Source organism: Micromonospora sp. WMMD1120 (assembly GCF_029626235.1).
GTDB lineage: Bacteria > Actinomycetota > Actinomycetes > Mycobacteriales > Micromonosporaceae > Micromonospora.
Genome location: NZ_JARUBO010000005.1, coordinates 2,923,960 through 2,940,973, shown reverse-complemented (window position 1 = coordinate 2,940,973; position 17,014 = coordinate 2,923,960). Strand labels below are relative to the sequence as shown.

Sequence of the window (17,014 nt, the reverse complement as noted above, 5' to 3'; positions counted from 1 at the left end):
GGTCAGACGTCGACCCGGCTGCCGGGCTCCAGACGCTGGTACTCGGTGCCGGACAGCGCCGTGTACTGCCGGTCGAGCACGCCCAGCCCGTTGGCGTTGAGCAGCGCGTCGTGCAGGGCGTACGCCCGGCGCGGCGCGACGGCGCGGATGAAGTCGACCACCTCGGAGAACTTCGACCAGGGGGCGTGGATCGGCGCGAACAGCGTGTCGACGGGTGTCTCGTCCGGCACCACCAGGGAGTCGCCCGGGTGGTAGACCTCGTCGTTGATCAGGTAGCCGATGTTGTCGATCACCGGGATGTCCGGGTGGATCACCGCGTGCCGCCCCCCGTACGCGCGGACCGCGACCCCGGCGGCGGTGAACGTCGTACCGGGGGTGACCGGGTGCAACGCCTCGGCCGCGTCGCCCAGCGCCTCGGTCAACGAGGCCGGCCCGTAGATCGGGAACGGCCGCCGGTCGAGCTGCAGGCGTACCGCGGCCGGGTCGAGGTGGTCGGGGTGCTCGTGCGTGATCAGCACCGCGTCCGCACCGTCCAACGCCGTCGTGGGGTCGCTGAACACTCCTGGATCGACGACGAGCACGCCCCCGTCGTGCTCCACCCGGAGGCAGGAGTGGGCGTACTTGGTGACTCGCATCGTGACTCCTCGATTATCGAATCGTGACGTCCTGAGCGCAGTCTGCCGGAACCGGCCGATGTGCGCGTCGCGTCCGAGCTATCGCCACACCGGATGACAACGATGGGAGCGGGGATGGACGGACGGGTGGGACGCCGCCGGGCTGCGGCGCTGGCCGCGACGACACTGGCGGCAGCCCTGGTGTTGAGCGGCTGCGGCGCCGACGACAGCGGGGCGAGGGACACCACGGGCGCGGCGGCCGAGGCGCCGGCCGTCAACCGGGGCGAGGCGGGCCGGGACGCCGCGGCGGGCGCGCCCGAGGCGGCCGGCGCCGGCGCGCCGGACCTCCGGGTCGACCAACGGGCCATCATCTACACCGGAACCATGCGGGTGCAGGTGGACGATGTGGACGCCGCGGCCCGCGAGGCCGCCGCCGTGGCCACCCGGGCCGGCGGCTTCGTCGGGGGCGACCAGCGGAGCAGCGCCGACGCCGACGCGGTGGCGGAGTTGCAGCTCCGGGTGCCGGCGGCGAGGTTCGCCGGTGTGGTCGAGGAGATCACCAAGCTCGGTCGGCAGCAGAACCGGGAGATCAACACACAGGACGTCACCGAGGAGACCGTCGACCTGGACGCCCGGATCGCCAGCCAGCGCGCCCGGGTGGACAGCGCCCGCCGGCTGCTGGCCCGCGCCACCTCGATCACCGACCTGGTGTCACTGGAGAACGAGCTGGGTCGCCGGGAGGCCGACCTGGCCTCGCTGGAGGCCAAGAAGCGTCGCCTTGCCGACCTGACCGCGCTCTCCACGATCACCGTGTCCCTCGCCGGACCGGCCGCGACGACCACCGACGAGAAGGCCGAGACCGGGTTCCTGGTCGGGCTCCGGGGCGGCTGGAAGGCGTTCGTCGCCTCGATGACCGTCCTGCTCACCGTGCTGGGCGCGCTGCTGCCGTGGCTGGTGGCTCTCGGCGTACCGCTGGCTGCGGTGTTCCTGCTGGTGCGGCGGCGTCGGCGGTCGCCGGCGCTCGCCGCTGGGGTCAGCGCGCCGCCGCCAGTGCCCGCAGCGCGGTCTGCACCATGACGCGGACCCCGGCCGGGATGGCCCGCTCGTCCACGTCGAAGCTTGCGCGGTGCAGGTCGACGTTGGGGCCGGAGCGGCCCACCCCGAGCCGGGCGAGCGCGCCGGGGACGTACTCCAGATACCAGGAGAAGTCCTCACCGCCCATGCTCTGCGGTGTCTCGGCGATGCCGTCCGGGCCGAGCGCGGCGGCGGTGGCGGCGGTCAGCACCTGGATGGCCCGGGCGTCGTTGCACACCGGCGGTCGACCACGCAGGTATTCGAGGTCGACAGTGGCGCCGGTCGGCGCGATCACGTCCCGGACCACCTGACCGACGATCTTGGGAGCCTGCTCCCAGGTGTCGCGGTCCATCACCCGCAGCGTGCCGGAGGCGCTGGCCTCGGACGGGATGACGTTGTAACGGGTGCCGGCCGAGGCGTGGCCGAACACCAGCAGCAGCCCGCTGTTGGCCGGCACCCGGCGGCTGACCAGGGCCGGGACCTCGGTGATCAACCGGCCCAGCGCGTCCACCATGTCGACGGTCAGGTGCGGGCGGGCGGTGTGCCCGCCCGGCCCGGAGAGCCGGACGGTGACGTTGTCGGCGGCGGCGGTGATCGGGCCGACCCGCAGGCCGACCTGGCCCACCGGGAGGTTGGGGTCGCAGTGCAGCGCGAAGATCTGCACCACGTCGTCCAGGCCGCCGGCCTCGATGACCTCCAGCGAACCGCAGGGCAGGATCTCCTCGGCCGGCTGGAAGATCAGCCGGACCCGGCCGTCCAGCTCGCCGAGGTCGGCGAGCTGGGCGAGCAGCATGCCGACGCCGAGCAGGATCGAGGTGTGCACGTCGTGGCCGCAGGCGTGGCACACGCCCTCCACGGTCGACCGGTAGGGCACGTCCTTCGGGTCGTCGAGGGGCAGCGCGTCGATGTCGGCGCGCAGCGCCACGACCGGGCCGTCCGGCCGGCCGTTGACGTCGCAGATCACGCCGTTGCCCTTGGGCAGCAGCCGTGGGTTCAGCCCGGCGAGCGAGAGTTCCCGGGCGATCAGGGCGGCCGTCTCGAACTCGGTGCCGGAGAGCTCGGGATGCGAGTGGAGGTGACGGCGCGTAGCGATCAGCCCCGGTACCCGGAGGGCGAGGAGGTGGTCCAGCTCACCGGGGAGCGGCTGGGATCCGGGTGGCGTCTCCAGCCAGGACGACGCCAGCTGGCCATTCGTGGGCAGCGTCAACGCACTCGTCACGTCGAATTCTCGATCACTAGAAATGGATGGATCATCGGGGACAGCAGACAGCCTAGCCCTCCGACGGTGACGCTGCGCAACCTCGTTACGGTGATGATCGGACCGCGCAGCGTCACGAATGCCCTGCTGAGAGGCATCAAAGAGTTGAGAGCGAGCAGGTAGATCACGGTCGAACGCCGTCATCGGCCCCTCACCTCCTACAACGCGTAACTAATCGCGGCGGTCGCCCAATCCGGCAGAACGCACCGAGGGCCTGTTGCGAATTGTCGCATTAGTCGGGGTGGTGAACTGACACTCCGACAATTAGCCGACCACTCTCCGCAGCGGGCCGGGTATGGACGCTCACACGCGCTCACCCGCGCCGGGCGCACACGGTGTGCGTCCCAGCCCTTCCGAGAGGGGTACCCGCTCCGCCGGCGGGACACTCCGCGACAGCGCGGCCCGCAGCGATCAGAAGCGGTCGGTGGGGCGGTACAGCCCCCACACCTCACGCAGCGTCCCGCAGACCTCGCCCACCGTCGCCCGCGCCCGCAGCGCCTCCCGCATCGGGTACAGCACGTTCTCCGTGCCCTCGGCGGCGGCCCGCAGGTCGGCGAGCGTACGCGTCACCTCAGCGGCGTCCCGCTCGGCGCGCAGCCGTGCCAGCCGGTCGGCCTGGGCCGCCTCGATGGCCGGGTCCACCCGCAGCGGCTCGTACGGCTCCTCCTCGTCCACGGTGAACCGGTTGAGCCCGACCACCACCCGGTCCCCCGAGTCGATCTCCTGGGCGATCCGGTACGCGGACTGCTCGATCTCCCGCTTCTGGAACCCCGCCTCGATCGCGTCCACCACCGAGCCGTGGTCGGCCACCCGCTCCATCAGTTCGACGACGGCGGACTCGATCTCGGCGGTCATCGCCTCCACCACGTACGAGCCGGCGAACGGGTCGACGGTCGCGGTCAGGTCCGTCTCGTACGCCAGCACCTGCTGGGTGCGCAGCGCGAGCCGGGCCGCCTTCTCGGTGGGCAGCGCGATCGCCTCGTCGAAGCTGTTGGTGTGCAGCGACTGGGTGCCGCCGAGCACCGCCGCCAACCCCTGCACGGCCACCCGGACCAGGTTGACCTCCGGTTGCTGGGCGGTGAGCTGGACACCGGCGGTCTGGGTGTGGAACCGCAGCATCATCGACTTCGGATCCTTCGCGCCGAAGTCCTCGCGCATCAACCGGGCCCAGATCCGCCGGGCGGCGCGGAACTTCGCGACCTCCTCCAGCAGCGTGGTGCGGGCCACGAAGAAGAACGACAGCCGGGGCGCGAAGTCGTCCACGGCGAGCCCGGCGGCCAGCGCCGCCCGGACGTACTCCACCCCGTTGGCCAGGGTGAACGCGATCTCCTGCGCGGGCGTCGCGCCGGCCTCGGCCATGTGGTAGCCGGAGATGGAGATGGTGTTCCACTTCGGCACCTCCTTGCGGCAGTACGCGAAGGTGTCGGCCACCAGCCGCAGCGACGGCTTCGGCGGGAAGATGTACGTGCCCCGGGCGATGTACTCCTTGAGGATGTCGTTCTGGATGGTGCCGTTGAGCGCCGCGCCGGGCACCCCGTTCTCCTCGGCGACGAGCTGGTACAGCAGCAACAGCACCGAGCCCGGCGCGTTGATGGTCATCGAGGTGGACACCTTGTCCAGCGGGATGTCGGCGAAGAGCAGCCGCATGTCCTCAATAGAGTCGATGGCGACGCCAACCTTGCCGACCTCGCCGTGCGCGATCGGGTCGTCGGAGTCGTAACCCATCTGGGTGGGCAGGTCGAAGGCGACCGAGAGGCCCATCGTGCCGGCCCGCAGGAGCTGGTGGTATCGCGCGTTGGACTCGACGGCGGTGCCGAAACCGGCGTACTGGCGCATGGTCCACGGCCGGGAGGTGTACATGGTGGGGTAGACGCCCCGGGTGTACGGGTACTCGCCGGGGCCGCCCAGCCGGGAGCCCAGGTCCTCCGGAAGGTCGGCCTCGGTGTAGACGCCGTTGATCGGGAAACCGGACTCGCTTGACCGCCGTTGGTTCATCCCCGGATGGTAGGACGCCGGGCCACGTCGTCGGGTGAGGGATACCGCACAGCGGGTCCGGACGGTTCGACGCGAGGTGAACGACAGGGCACGTTCTGTCGACTTCGATAAACCTCCGTCGCGTCGGCTTTCGCATCGGGCGTCGGAACCAGCAAGATAGGGGGGTTGTGTCCCAGCCCCCTCGATTTCCCCCGGTGGCTTTTCTGTGACTCAGATCCCGACGTGGAGCGGCGGACCAGTCAGTCCCGCCAACGGACGAGCGGCGCCCGGCACCACCATCGGTGGCCGGTACTCGCTCCGGTCCTCGGTGGGCAACGGCGGCATGGGCACGGTGTGGCGCGCCACAGACACACTGCTGCGCCGTGACGTCGCGGTGAAGGAGGTCGTCCTACCGCCCGGCCTGGCCCCCAGCGACCGTGACGCGATGTACGAACGCACCCTGCGCGAGGCCCGCGCCGCCGCCGCCATCCAGCATCCCGCCGTGGTGCAGGTGTACGACGTGGTCACCGAGGGCGGCCGGCCATGGATCGTGATGGAGCTGCTGGACGCCCGCAGCCTCGCCGACATGGTCATCGAGGACGGGCCGGTCGCGCCCCGCGCGGTCGCCAAGATCGGCATCGCGCTGCTCGGCGCGTTGGAGGTCGCGCACGCGATCGGCGTGCTGCACCGCGACGTCAAGCCGGCCAACGTGCTGATCTGCACCGACGGTCGCTGCGTGCTGACCGACTTCGGCGTCGCCCGGATGCCCACCGACGTGCAGCTCACCACCCCCGGCATGGTGCTCGGCTCGCCGCACTTCATCTCCCCGGAGCGGGCCATGGGCCAGGAGTTCGGCCCGCCGAGCGACCTCTTCTCGCTGGGTGTGACGCTCTACACGGCGGTCGAGGGGCGGCCCCCGTTCGACAAGGGCGACCCGATCGAGACCATGCACGCCGTGGTGGAGGACCCTCCGGCGCCACCGCAGCGCAGCGGCGCGCTGACCCGCGTGCTGATGGGGCTGCTGGAGAAGGACCCGGCCCGCCGACTGGACGTGCACACCTCCCGGGCGATGCTGCGCGAGCTGCTCGCCGGCCCGCTGAGCAGCACCTCGACCGCCGTGCACTCGGTCACCGACCCGTACGCGGTGGTGCCGGTGCAGCAGCGCCCCGCGCCCGTCCCGCCGCCGGCGCAGCCCGAGCCGAAACCGGACAGCCAGATCGGCGGCCCGGCCATGCTGGCCCCTGGTGAGTCACTCACCGACCGGCTGGCCGCGCTGCGCCGGGGCGAGCGCCCCAAGGCCGCTCCCGCGGCCGCCGCCACCGGCGCGCTCGACGAGACCAGCGCCGACGCGTTGGCCGGTCCGCTGCACACGCCCACCGGCGCGATGCCGGCCCCCGGGCGACCGGCGGCCGGCCGTACCTACGGCGGCGGCGCGGACGCCACCCAGCGGGTGGACGCCGGCGGGCACCCGGACGCCACCCAGCGGGTCAGCTACGGCAACCCGGCCGACGCCACCCAGCAGGTCGGGTACGGCGGCGCGCCGGAGGCGACCCAGCGCATCGGCGGCACGTACGGCGCCGGCAACCAGTGGTCGGTGCCCGGCACCGGCCAACCCTGGACCACCACCCCGGCGACCTCGACCGGCAGCACGGCCGGCGGCGGGGCGCTGGGCAAGGTCCGCGCCACCGGCGATCAACTGGTCCGTACCGTCAAGGGCTGGCCGCGCAAGATACAGCTCGCCGCGGCCGGCGGCGTGGCCGTCGTGCTGCTGCTCACGGTGGTGCTGTTGTCCAGCGGCGACGACGCCCCGCCGAGCACCCCGGCGGCGCAGCCCACCCCGTCCACCCCGGCGGCACCGGCGCTCGAGATGCAGGAGCACTCCGCCCGCGGCATCCAGGTCATGGTGCCGAAGGGTTGGAAGAAGGCCACCGGCGGCTCCTACACCGACTACATCGACCCGGAGGACAGCGGCCGGAAGGTCCGCATCATCACCGAGAAGTGGTCCAGCAGCTCCACCCGCTGGGCGGAGACGGCCGAGAACGGCCTCAAGACCAGGAGCACCTCCTGCGTCAAGCCCTACAACCAGATCTCCTCCACCGAGACGGAGCTGGCCAGCAAGCCGGCCGCCGAGTTCGAGTACACGTGCGGCGAGGGCGACCTCATGCGGCACGGAGTCTGGCGGGGCGTGGCCCAGGACGGCAAGGCGTACTCGTTCTATCTCACCGCTACGGACGCCAAGTTCGCGGAGAGCAAGCCGATCTTCGACGAGATGGTGCGGACGTTCCAGCTCACCGGGAACGGCTGAGCCGGAGGGAACCACCGGTGCTGTTCCGCCGCCGTGCTATCAAGAGGCATGGTGGCGGACAGCACTGACATCGACGACATTCGTGAGCAGGCCCAGCGTTGGTTGGCTGACGACCCCGACCCGGTGAGCCGGGGCGAGCTGACGGCGGTGCTGGACCGGCTGCCGGCGAGCGCGCCGGAGTTGGCCGACCGGTTCGCCGGCCCGCTGACCTTCGGCACGGCCGGCCTGCGCGGTCCGCTGCGCGCCGGCCCGAACGGGATGAACCTCGCGGTGGTCACCCAGGCCGCCGCCGGCCTGGTCACCTGGCTCGCGGCCGAGGGCGGCACCGGCCCCCTGGTGATCGGGTACGACGCCCGGCACGGCTCCCGGCAGTTCGCCGAGCGCACCGCGCAGGTGGCGACCGGGGCGGGCCGACCGGCGGTGCTGCTGCCCCGCCCGCTGCCGACCCCGGTGCTGGCGTACGCGGTCCGTCACCTCGGCGGGGTCGCCGGCGTGATGGTCACCGCCAGTCACAACCCGCCGCAGGACAACGGCTACAAGGTCTACCTCGGCGCGGAGCTGGGCGGCGAGCTGGGCGCCGGAGCGCAGATCGTGCCGCCCGCCGACGCCGGGATCGAGGCGGCCATCCGAGCGGTCGGGCCGCTGACCGAGGTGCCGTTGGGTCCACCCGGGCAGGTGCTCGGCGACGACCTGGTCGCCGCGTACGTCGAGCGGGCCACCGCGGTGATCGACCCGGACGGGCCGCGGGACCTGTCGGTGGCGTACACCCCGCTGCACGGGGTGGGCGCGGCGGTGCTCACCGCGGCCTTCGCCCGCGCGGGCTTCCCGGTCCCCGGTGTGGTGCCCGACCAGGCCGAGCCGGACCCGGCGTTTCCCACAGTGTCGTTCCCCAACCCGGAGGAGCCGGGCGCCGTGGACCGGCTGATCGCCCTGGCCGACTCCACCGGGGCGGACCTGGCCATCGCGAACGACCCGGACGCGGACCGGTGCGCGGTGGTCGTCCGGGACCGCGACGGCTGGCGCATGCTGCGCGGCGACGAGGTGGGCGTGCTGCTCGCCGACCACCTGATGCGCCGGGGGGTGACCGGGCTCTACGCCACCACCATCGTGTCGTCGTCGCTGCTGCGGGCGATGTGCGCGGCCCGGGGCCTGCCCTACGACGAGACGTTGACCGGCTTCAAGTGGATCGTGCGGGGCGGCGGCGGGAGCGCGCCGCTGGTCTTCGGCTACGAGGAGGCGCTCGGCTACTGCGTCGCCCCGGAGCACGTGCGGGACAAGGACGGGATCACCGCCGCGCTGACGGTGGCCGAGCTGGCCGCCGGCCTGAAGGCCCAGGGCCGTACGCTCACCGACCGACTGGACGAGCTGGCCGCCGAGTTCGGCGTGCACCACACCGATCAGCTCTCCGCCCGGGTGGACGACCTGCGGGTGATCGCCGACGCGATGGCCCGGATCCGGGCGGTCACCCCGACCACGCTGCTCGGGCAGTCGGTGGACAGCGTCAAGGACCTGTTGCCCGAGGCGGACGTGGTGATCCTGCGCACCGCGTCGACCCGGGTGGTGATCCGGCCGTCCGGCACCGAGCCGAAGCTCAAGGCGTACCTCGAGGTGGTGGAGCCGGTCGTGGACGGCGACGTCCGGACGGCCCGCAGCCGCGCGGCGTCGGCCGTCGCCGCGCTGCGCGCCGAGGTCGGCGCGGCCCTCGGCCTCTGAGCCCCACTGCTCCCACCCACACAGACCCGCCCGCCCTTTGCTCTGCACCCGCGAAAGCGCCACCCGACGACCGGTAGGTGGCGCCTGGGCGGGTGCAGAGCAAAGGGCACGTCGTGCGGTGTCGGTTCGCGCAGGGTCAACAGGCGCTCAGCGGCGCGTTGTCGATCCGACCGTCAGCGGCGCGGGCCGAGCGCCTGCTCGACGGCCCGGGCGAGGGCGGCGACGACCAGTCCGACCGATGGGCGGACCACCGAGTCCTCGGTGCTCACCTCGCCGGAGAAGCCGGCGCCGCTGGCGATCTCCTCCAGCCGGCGACGGGCGTCGGCGGCCGTGTCGCCGTTCACCCCGAGGGCGGTCTCCATCCGGAGCACCACGACGAGGGTGGCCAGCGCGGCGGTCCGCTCGTCCGGGGCTGCCGCGCCGCTCAGGGCCTCGGCCAGCCGCTGCCGGGTCTCCGCCTCGACGGACGCGTCCACGACCGGGTAGCGGTGCACGTGGATGAAACCCAGCTCGGTCTCGTCGACATCCCGGACGACGCCCTGCCGGCACAGGTCGTCGAGGATCCGGTCGCGCAGGCCGTGCCGCAGGCGCTGCACCCAGGAGGCCGGGGAGTGCGGGGTGTCAGCGGCGATCCGCTTGAGCACGTCGTCGGTGAACGGCTCGCCGGTCGGGGTCGGGTCGACCACCGTCAGGGACCCGTCGGCGTACGCGATCCGGCCGGCCAGGGCCAGCTCGACCAGCACCGCCGCGGCCATGCCCAGATCCAGGCTGATCCGCGGCATGGTCGCCTTGCCGGTCGTGTCGTCGTAGGCGAGGAGCAGCAACTCCTCGGCGAGCGCAACACCAGTCATGGCCGAAGACGGTAGCGGGTCCGCGCACAAAGCGCGCGGACCCGGCCGGCCCCGGTGACGCCTCAGAAGCGGGGCATGCCGCCGAACTGCCGGTCGCCCGCGTCACCCAGCCCCGGAACGATGAACATGTTGTCGTTGAGCCCGGCGTCGATCGAGGCGGTGACCAGGCGCAACGGCAGGCCGGAGCGTTCCAGCCGCTCGATGCCGACCGGCGCGGCGAGCACGCAGAGCACCGTGATGTCGGTGCACCCCCGGTCGGCCAGCAGCCGGCAGCAGTGCTCCAGCGAGCCGCCGGTGGCCAGCATCGGGTCGAGCACCAGCACCGGCAGCCCGGCCAGGTCGCGGGGCAGCGACTCCATGTACGCCCGCGGCTCGTAGGTCACCTCGTCGCGGGCCAGACCCACGAAGCCCATCGACGACTCGGGCAGCAGGCCCAGCGCCGCGTCCGCCATGCCCAGGCCGGCCCGCAGCACCGGGACCAGCAGCGGCGGGTTGGCCAGCCGGGTCCCCTCGGTGCCGGTGACCGGCGTCTGCACCGGGTACCGCTCGACGGGGAAGGAGCGCGCCGCCTCGTACACCAGCATGGTGGTCAGTTCGTGCAGCGCGGCCCGGAACGTCGAGGAATCGGTGCGCGCGTCCCGCATGGCGGTCAACCTGGACTGGGCCAGCGGATGGTCAATGACGTGTACGTCCACGATCGCTCAACCTACCGCTCCGTAGGGCCGGGCGGTGCCGGTGCGGTCGGACCAGCGACGCCACTCACGCCGGGCGCTCGGGGTGCTCGGGGTGCTGATCGTGAGCAAGATCACTCGGGGCTCCGGTGCGTAGACTTCGGGTCATGACGGCGACAACGACGTCGGCCCGGTCGGACCTCTCCGAGCTGGGACGATCCGAGACCGCTCTGCGGACCTTCCTGCACGGCCTACCGGGCGTGGACCAGGTCGGCGCGGAGCAGCGGGCGGCGCAGCTCGGCACCCGCTCCATCAAGACCACCGCCAAGGCGCAGGCGATCGACCTGGCGATCCGGATGGTCGACCTGACCACCCTGGAGGGGGCGGACACCCCGGGCAAGGTGCGCGCGCTGGCCGCGAAGGCGCTGCGCCCCGACCCGGCCGACCCGTCCTGCCCGCACGTCGGCGCGGTCTGCGTCTACCCGGCGATGGTCCCGTACGTGGCCGAGGTGCTGCGCGGGTCCGCCGTGCACCTGGCCAGCGTGGCGACGGCGTTCCCGTCGGGTCAGGCGCCACTGGAGGTCAAGCTCGCCGACACCCGGGCGGCGGTCGCGGCCGGTGCCGACGAGATCGACATGGTGATCAACCGGGGCGCGTTCCTGGCCGGGCGGTACAAGGAGGTCTACGACGAGATCGTCGCGGTCAAGGAGGCCTGCGGCCCTGCTGACGGCGGTCGCCAGGGGCGCCCGGCAGCCCACCTCAAGGTGATCCTGGAGACCGGCGAGTTGGCCACCTACGACAACGTACGCCGGGCCTCCTGGCTGGCCATGCTGGCCGGCGGCGACTTCATCAAGACGTCCACCGGCAAGGTCCCGGTCGCGGCGACGCCGCCGGTGACCCTGGTGATGCTGGAGGCGGTCCGCGACTTCCGGGCGGCGACCGGGCGGCAGGTGGGCGTGAAGCCCGCCGGCGGCATCAAGACCACCAAGGACGCGATCAAGTACCTGGTGATGGTCAACGAGACCGTCGGCCCGGACTGGCTCGACCCGGACTGGTTCCGCTTCGGCGCGTCCAGCCTGCTCAACGACCTGCTGATGCAGCGCACCAAGCTGACGACCGGCACCTACTCCGGTCCCGACTACTTCACCCTGGACTGATAGCCGATGTTCGAATACGCCCCCGCCCCCGAGTCCCGCTCGGTGGTGGACCTCAAACCCTCGTACGGGCTGTTCGTCGACGGTAAGTTCGTCGATCCCGCCGACGGTGGCAGCTTCAAGTCGATCAACCCCGCCTCGGAGGAGGTGCTGGCCGAGGTCGCCGAGGCCGGCGCCGAGGACGTGGAACGCGCGGTACGCGCCGCCCGGAAGGCGTACGACAAGGTCTGGGGTCCGATGCCGGGCCGGGACCGGGCGAAGTACCTGTACCGGATCGCCCGGCTCATCCAGGAGCGCTCCCGCGAGCTGGCCGTCCTGGAATCGCTGGACAACGGCAAGCCGATCAAGGAATCTCGCGACGTCGACCTGCCGCTGGTCGCCGCGCACTTCTTCTACTACGCCGGTTGGGCCGACAAGCTTGAGCACGCCGGCTTCGGCGCGAACCCGCAGCCGATCGGGGTGGCCGCGCAGGTCATCCCGTGGAACTTCCCGCTGCTCATGCTGGCCTGGAAGATCGCCCCGGCGTTGGCCGCCGGCAACACGGTGGTGCTGAAGCCGGCCGAGACCACCCCGCTGACCGCGCTGCTCTTCGCCGAGATCTGCCAGCAGGCCGACCTGCCGGCCGGTGTGGTCAACATCGTCACCGGCGCTGGCGACACCGGCCGGGCGCTGGTGGAGCACCCCGGCGTGGACAAGGTCGCCTTCACCGGCTCCACCGAGGTCGGCCGGGCCATCGCCCGCTCCGTCGCCGGCACCCGCAAGAAGCTCACCCTGGAGCTGGGCGGCAAGGCCGCCAACATCGTCTTCGACGACGCGCCCATCGACCAGGCCGTCGAGGGCATCGTCAACGGCATCTTCTTCAACCAGGGGCACGTCTGCTGCGCCGGCTCGCGTCTGCTGGTGCAGGAGAACGTGGCCGACCGGGTGCTGGAGTCGCTGAAACGCCGGATGGCCCAGCTCCGGGTCGGCGACCCGCTGGACAAGAACACCGACGTCGGCGCGATCAACTCGGCCGCCCAGCTCGACCGCATCCGCGAGCTGTCCGACGCCGGCTCGGCCGAGGGCGCCGAGCGCTGGTCGGCCCCGTGCGAGCTGCCCGAGCGCGGCTTCTGGTTCGCGCCGACGATCTTCACCGGGGTCACCCAGGCGCACCGCATCGCCCGCGAGGAGATCTTCGGCCCGGTGCTGTCGGTGCTCACCTTCCGCACCCCGGCCGAGGCCGTGGAGAAGGCCAACAACACGCCGTACGGGCTGTCGGCGGGAATCTGGACCGACAAGGGCTCCCGGATCCTGTGGATGGCCGACCGGCTGCGCGCCGGCGTGGTCTGGGCCAACACGTTCAACAAGTTCGACCCCACCTCGCCGTTCGGCGGCTACAAGGAGTCGGGCTACGGTCGCGAGGGCGGCCGGCACGGGCTGGAGGGGTACCTCAGTGTCTGAGCGGGTCGCGGTACGCAAGACGTACAAGCTCTTCATCGGCGGGAAGTTCCCGCGCAGCGAGTCGGGACGGTCGTATCTCGTGCAGTCCTCGAATGTGTCACTGGCCTCCCGCAAGGACGCCCGGGACGCGGTGGTCGCCGCCCGCGCCGCCGTCAAGGGCTGGGCCGGCGCCACCGCGTACAACAGGGGTCAGATCCTCTACCGGGCGGCCGAGATGCTGGAGGGCCGCCGCGAGCAGTTCGTCGCCCTCGGCGTCCCCGGCGACGAGGTCGACGCCGCCGTCGACCGCTGGGTCTGGTACGCCGGCTGGGCCGACAAGCTCGCCCAGGTGTACGGCGGCGCGAACCCGGTCGCCGGCCCCTACTTCAACCTCTCCGCCCCGGAGCCGACCGGCGTGGTGGCGGTGGTCGCCCCGGAGCGTCCGGCGCTGCTCGGCCTGGTCAGCGTGATCGCCCCGGCGATCGTCACCGGCAACACCGTGGTGGTGGCGGCCTCCCCCACCGAGCCGCTGGCGGCGGTGACGCTGGCCGAGGTGTTGGCCACCTCCGACCTGCCCGGAGGCGTGGTCAACATCCTCACCGGCGCGATCACCGAGACCGCGCCCACGTTGGCGTCGCACCTGGACGTCAACGCGATCGACCTGACCGGGGTGACCGACGCCGCGCTCGCCACCGAGCTGGAGGTCAAGGCGGCGGAGAACCTGAAGCGGGTGCTCCGGCCCGCCCCGATCGACAACGACTGGTTCGCCGACCCGGGGGTGGCCCGGATGACGACGCTGCTGGAGACGAAGACGGTGTGGCATCCCAAGGGGGTGTGATCGTTCGTCCCCGGCTTCTTCGGTCGTCGCGGTTGGGGTTTCCGGGGGGAGCCCGCCTGCTCCGGGCGGTCAGGCTTGATCCCTCCGCAGGCGGGCTCCCCGGAAAACCTGATCCGGGCCGCTGCCCAGATCGTGCAGTTTCCTGGATGTAGTGGCCTCCTGGCTCGCGGAGGCCACTACATCCTTGTTGTTGTGCGGATCTTGGGCGGGGCACGGATCGGGTGGGGCACGGATCGGGCGGGGCTGGGGCCGGGCGGGCTCCGCGGTCTACTACCGGGGGTAGGATTGGGTCGTGACTCGGTTGGGCGATCTTGAGCGTGCGGTGATGGACGTGTTGTGGGACGTGGTCCCCGGCACGTCGGACGGGGTGACCGTGCGCGAGGTGGCCGACGCGCTCGACGGGCGCGAGCTGGCGTACACGACGGTGATGACGGTGCTGGACCGGCTCGCCGGCAAGGGCATGGTGCAGCGGGAGCGGGAGGGCCGCGCGTGGCGGTACCGGCCGGCGGCCAGCCGCGAGGCGCACATCGCCCAACTCATGCTCGACGCCCTCGACCTGGGTGGCAGCCGGGACGCCGCGCTGGTGCGGTTCGCCCGTTCGGTGACCGGCACCGAGGCCGAGGTGCTGCGGGCGGCCCTGGGGAGTGCGGCCGGCCTGACCGGGCCGGGCTCGACCGGTGGAGCCGACGCCCTGACCGACCGGGTGGACGGGCCGGCGGGCCGACGCCCGGCCGGCGAGGCAGCGGAGCGGTAGGGCAACGGCCATGGCGTACGCCGTGCACTTCGCCGCCACGATGCTGGCCTGCTATCTGACCGCCCAGGTGTTGGCCCGTTCGACCTGGACGTGGCGCAGCCCTCGGGTGGCGATCATCTGCTGGCAGGCCGTCGGGTTGGCGCTGGGCCTCTCGGCGATGGGCCTGCCGATGGCGCTCGGCCTGAGCGCGTACGACCTGCCGACCGGCAGCGCGCTGCTCGCCCTGGCCGACGACCTCGCCCACGGCGCCCTCCCCGTCGGGGTGGGCACCTTCCACCTGGCCGGCGTCGGGGTGGGCTTCGGCATCGGCGCGGTGCTGGTCACCACGACAGTGCGCAGCATCCACGGCACCGTACGCGCCCAGCGTCGCCACCGGGAGCTGCTCTCCCTGGTCGCGCGCAACGATCCGGCCGCGCCGGGCGCGCTGGTGCTCGATCATCCGAGCGCCGCCGCGTACTGCCTGCCGGGGGTGAAACCGCAGGTGGTGGTCAGCGCCGGCACACTCAGCCTGCTCGACCAGGCCGAGCTTGCGGCGGTGCTCAGCCACGAACGGGCGCACGCCCACGAACGGCACGACCTGGTGCTGCTGCCGTTCACCGCGCTGTGCCGGGCGCTGCCCTGGTTCGGCTGGGTGCGCGACGCGCACGAGCGGGTCGCGTTGCTGGTCGAGATGCGTGCCGATGACAAGGCCCGCGAGCTGCACGCCGAGGCGCCGCTGGCGGGCGCGCTGCGCCGCTTCGCCGCCGCCGGACACCGGGTCACCCCGGCCGGCGCGCTGGGCATGGGCGACCGGGATCTCGACGTACGGGTGCAGCGACTGCTGGTCACCGACCGGCCGCCCCGCGCCCTCGGCGCCACCGCCCTGGCCGTCGCCACCACCCTGGTAGCCCTACCCGTAACCCTCTTCCTGAGCTAACCCCCACCCCCCACCAGCCGCGCCCTCTCCCGCACCCCCCGCAGCCGCACCGATCTTGCAGTTGCGGTGGTCGATTTGCGGGTCTTAGACCCTTTATGTCGCGACAGGGAGTGCAAGATCAACGGGAGAAGGAGGGGTGGGGAGCACTGCGGGGATATAGGTAGCGTGGCTACGTGTAGGGTTGCTATGACAAGGGAGCCAACACTTATGGAGGCTGGTCATGGACACGCTGCTCCTCGCCCGCCTGCAGTTCGCCACCACCACCTCGATCCACTTTCTGTTCGTCGTCGTCACGCTCGGGCTGGTGACCCTGCTGGTCGGCATGCAGACCGCCGGGGTGCTCACCGGCAACCCGAAGTGGGAGCGGCTGACCCGGTACTGGGGCCAGCTGTACGTGATCAATTACGTGCTGGGCATCGCCACCGGCATCGTGATGGAGTTCCAGTTCGGGCTGAACTGGAGCGGCCTGTCGCGCTACGTCGGCAACGTCTTCGGCGCGCCACTGGCGATCGAGACGCTGGTGGCGTTCTTCCTGGAGTCCACGTTCCTCGGAATGTGGATCTTCGGCTGGCACCGGCTGCGCCGGGGCGTACACCTCGCGCTGCTCTGGGGAGTGGCGATCACCGCGTACGCCTCGGCTTTCTGGATCATGGTGGCCAACTCCTGGCTGCAGAACCCGGTCGGCTACGAGGTGCGCGACGGGATCGCCCACCTCACCGACTTCGGCGCCCTGCTCACCAACCCGAGCCTCGGCATGGCGCTCGGGCACGTGGTCGCGGCCGCGCTGCTGGTCGGCGGGATGCTGATGGCCGCGATCAGCGCCTGGCACCTGATCCGGCGCACCGCCGACTTCGCGTTGTTCCGCACCTCGCTGCGGATCGGCCTGGTCACCTCGGCGCTCGCGATCACGCTGGTGCAGGGCTTCGGCTTCGCCCAGTTCGGCCCGGTCGGCGCGGTGCAGCCGACCAAGTTCGGCCAGGGGCCGGAGGCCCAGGCGTTGATCGCCGAGTGGACCAGCCGGTTCGGTCCCGGCGACTACACCCCGCCGGTGCTGGCCAACGTCGGGCTGGGCTTCATGATCCTGATCGGTTTCACGCTCGGCTGCGTGTGGTTCCTGCTGCCCCTGCTCTTCCGCGACTGGATCATCCGGCTGCGCTTCCCGCTCTGGCTGATCCTGCTCGCCCTGCCGCTGCCGTTCGTCGCGGTGATCCTCGGCTGGATCGCCCGGGAGGTCGGCCGCCAGCCGTGGGTGGCGTACGGGCTGCTCCCCACCGAGCAGGCCGTCTCCCCGGTCGGCGCGCCGCTGATGCTCACCTCGTTCATCGGCTTCAGCCTGCTGCTGGGCACCCTCGCCGTCACCAACTGGGTGCTGCTCGCCCGGCACGCGGCACGGGGCGCGGCCGACCCGGCGCTCGGTCGCCCGCCCGCGCCGCCCAGCGAGCCGGCCCACCCCGCACCCGCCCTGCTCTGAGC

At 72.2% G+C, this 17,014-nt stretch carries 14 protein-coding genes; 9 read left to right on the top strand and 5 right to left on the bottom strand.

Annotated elements, in window-relative coordinates; translation table 11 throughout:
- Positions 1-2 precede the first annotated feature (2 nt).
- The gene (locus tag O7634_RS13915; protein WP_278150542.1) at positions 3-635 is read right to left on the bottom strand and encodes an MBL fold metallo-hydrolase; all 633 of its coding nucleotides are present in this window, start codon (positions 633-635) and stop codon (positions 3-5) included.
- A 93-nt stretch (positions 636-728) separates the two neighbouring features.
- Between O7634_RS13915 and O7634_RS13910 the strand changes: the two genes are divergently transcribed.
- Positions 729-1,691, top strand: coding sequence for a DUF4349 domain-containing protein (locus tag O7634_RS13910; RefSeq protein WP_278150541.1), 963 nt, complete (start codon positions 729-731; stop codon positions 1,689-1,691).
- Here O7634_RS13910 and O7634_RS13905 read toward each other — a convergent pair.
- Complete coding sequence (locus O7634_RS13905) at positions 1,648-2,907, bottom strand: amidohydrolase (protein ID WP_278150540.1); 1,260 nt, start codon at positions 2,905-2,907, stop codon at positions 1,648-1,650. The genes O7634_RS13910 and O7634_RS13905 overlap by 44 nt on opposite strands.
- A gap of 450 nt (positions 2,908-3,357) precedes the next feature.
- Positions 3,358-4,941, bottom strand: a complete 1,584-nt coding sequence (locus tag O7634_RS13900) for a methylmalonyl-CoA mutase family protein (RefSeq protein ID WP_278150539.1) — start codon at positions 4,939-4,941, stop codon at positions 3,358-3,360.
- Between the two features lie 205 nt (positions 4,942-5,146).
- Between O7634_RS13900 and O7634_RS13895 the strand changes: the two genes are divergently transcribed.
- Both O7634_RS13895 and O7634_RS13890 read left to right on the top strand, forming a co-directional pair.
- On the top strand, positions 5,147-7,225 hold the full coding sequence (locus O7634_RS13895; RefSeq protein WP_278150538.1) for a serine/threonine-protein kinase: 2,079 nt from the start codon (positions 5,147-5,149) through the stop codon (positions 7,223-7,225).
- Between the two features lie 48 nt (positions 7,226-7,273).
- Positions 7,274-8,938, top strand: a complete 1,665-nt coding sequence (locus O7634_RS13890) for a phospho-sugar mutase (RefSeq protein WP_278150537.1) — start codon at positions 7,274-7,276, stop codon at positions 8,936-8,938.
- Positions 8,939-9,111: 173 nt separating this feature from the next.
- Here O7634_RS13890 and O7634_RS13885 read toward each other — a convergent pair whose 3' ends face one another.
- Positions 9,112-9,789: a GPP34 family phosphoprotein gene (locus tag O7634_RS13885; protein WP_278150536.1), complete on the bottom strand. Its 678-nt coding sequence runs from the start codon at positions 9,787-9,789 to the stop codon at positions 9,112-9,114.
- 62 nt (positions 9,790-9,851) lie between these two features.
- Positions 9,852-10,484, bottom strand: coding sequence for a uracil phosphoribosyltransferase (upp, locus tag O7634_RS13880; protein ID WP_278150535.1), 633 nt, complete (start codon positions 10,482-10,484; stop codon positions 9,852-9,854).
- Between the two features lie 143 nt (positions 10,485-10,627).
- Here upp and deoC point away from each other — a divergent pair, with 143 nt between their 5' ends.
- From deoC to O7634_RS13850, 6 genes are all read left to right on the top strand, one after another.
- Complete coding sequence (gene deoC / locus O7634_RS13875) at positions 10,628-11,617, top strand: deoxyribose-phosphate aldolase (protein WP_278150534.1); 990 nt, start codon at positions 10,628-10,630, stop codon at positions 11,615-11,617.
- Positions 11,618-11,623: 6 nt separating this feature from the next.
- Positions 11,624-13,054: an aldehyde dehydrogenase family protein gene (locus O7634_RS13870; RefSeq protein WP_278150533.1), complete on the top strand. Its 1,431-nt coding sequence runs from the start codon at positions 11,624-11,626 to the stop codon at positions 13,052-13,054.
- Positions 13,047-13,871 carry an aldehyde dehydrogenase family protein gene (locus O7634_RS13865; RefSeq protein ID WP_278150532.1) on the top strand — a complete coding sequence of 275 codons (825 nt, stop codon included), beginning with the start codon at positions 13,047-13,049 and terminating at the stop codon, positions 13,869-13,871. Before O7634_RS13870 ends, O7634_RS13865 begins: the two co-directional genes overlap by 8 nt.
- A gap of 292 nt (positions 13,872-14,163) precedes the next feature.
- Positions 14,164-14,625 (top strand): BlaI/MecI/CopY family transcriptional regulator, encoded by a 462-nt coding sequence (locus tag O7634_RS13860; RefSeq protein ID WP_278150531.1) that lies wholly within the window; start codon positions 14,164-14,166, stop codon positions 14,623-14,625.
- A gap of 10 nt (positions 14,626-14,635) precedes the next feature.
- Positions 14,636-15,541: a M56 family metallopeptidase gene (locus O7634_RS13855; protein WP_278150530.1), complete on the top strand. Its 906-nt coding sequence runs from the start codon at positions 14,636-14,638 to the stop codon at positions 15,539-15,541.
- A gap of 220 nt (positions 15,542-15,761) precedes the next feature.
- Positions 15,762-17,012: a cytochrome ubiquinol oxidase subunit I gene (locus O7634_RS13850; RefSeq protein WP_278150529.1), complete on the top strand. Its 1,251-nt coding sequence runs from the start codon at positions 15,762-15,764 to the stop codon at positions 17,010-17,012.
- Positions 17,013-17,014 lie beyond the last annotated feature (2 nt).

What these genes read in the sequence shown, in the direction of transcription:
- deoC (WP_278150534.1), top strand. Translation starts at nt 10,628, where the DNA reads ATGACGGCGACAACGACGTCGGCCCGGTCGGACCTCTCCGAGCTGGGA.
- O7634_RS13850 (WP_278150529.1), top strand. Translation starts at nt 15,762, where the DNA reads ATGGACACGCTGCTCCTCGCCCGCCTGCAGTTCGCCACCACCACCTCG.
- O7634_RS13890 (WP_278150537.1), top strand. Translation starts at nt 7,274, where the DNA reads ATGGTGGCGGACAGCACTGACATCGACGACATTCGTGAGCAGGCCCAG.
- O7634_RS13900 (WP_278150539.1), bottom strand. Translation starts at nt 4,941, where the DNA reads ATGAACCAACGGCGGTCAAGCGAGTCCGGTTTCCCGATCAACGGCGTC.
- O7634_RS13915 (WP_278150542.1), bottom strand. Translation starts at nt 635, where the DNA reads ATGCGAGTCACCAAGTACGCCCACTCCTGCCTCCGGGTGGAGCACGAC.
- O7634_RS13870 (WP_278150533.1), top strand. Translation starts at nt 11,624, where the DNA reads ATGTTCGAATACGCCCCCGCCCCCGAGTCCCGCTCGGTGGTGGACCTC.
- O7634_RS13910 (WP_278150541.1), top strand. Translation starts at nt 729, where the DNA reads ATGACAACGATGGGAGCGGGGATGGACGGACGGGTGGGACGCCGCCGG.
- O7634_RS13855 (WP_278150530.1), top strand. Translation starts at nt 14,636, where the DNA reads ATGGCGTACGCCGTGCACTTCGCCGCCACGATGCTGGCCTGCTATCTG.
- O7634_RS13885 (WP_278150536.1), bottom strand. Translation starts at nt 9,789, where the DNA reads ATGACTGGTGTTGCGCTCGCCGAGGAGTTGCTGCTCCTCGCCTACGAC.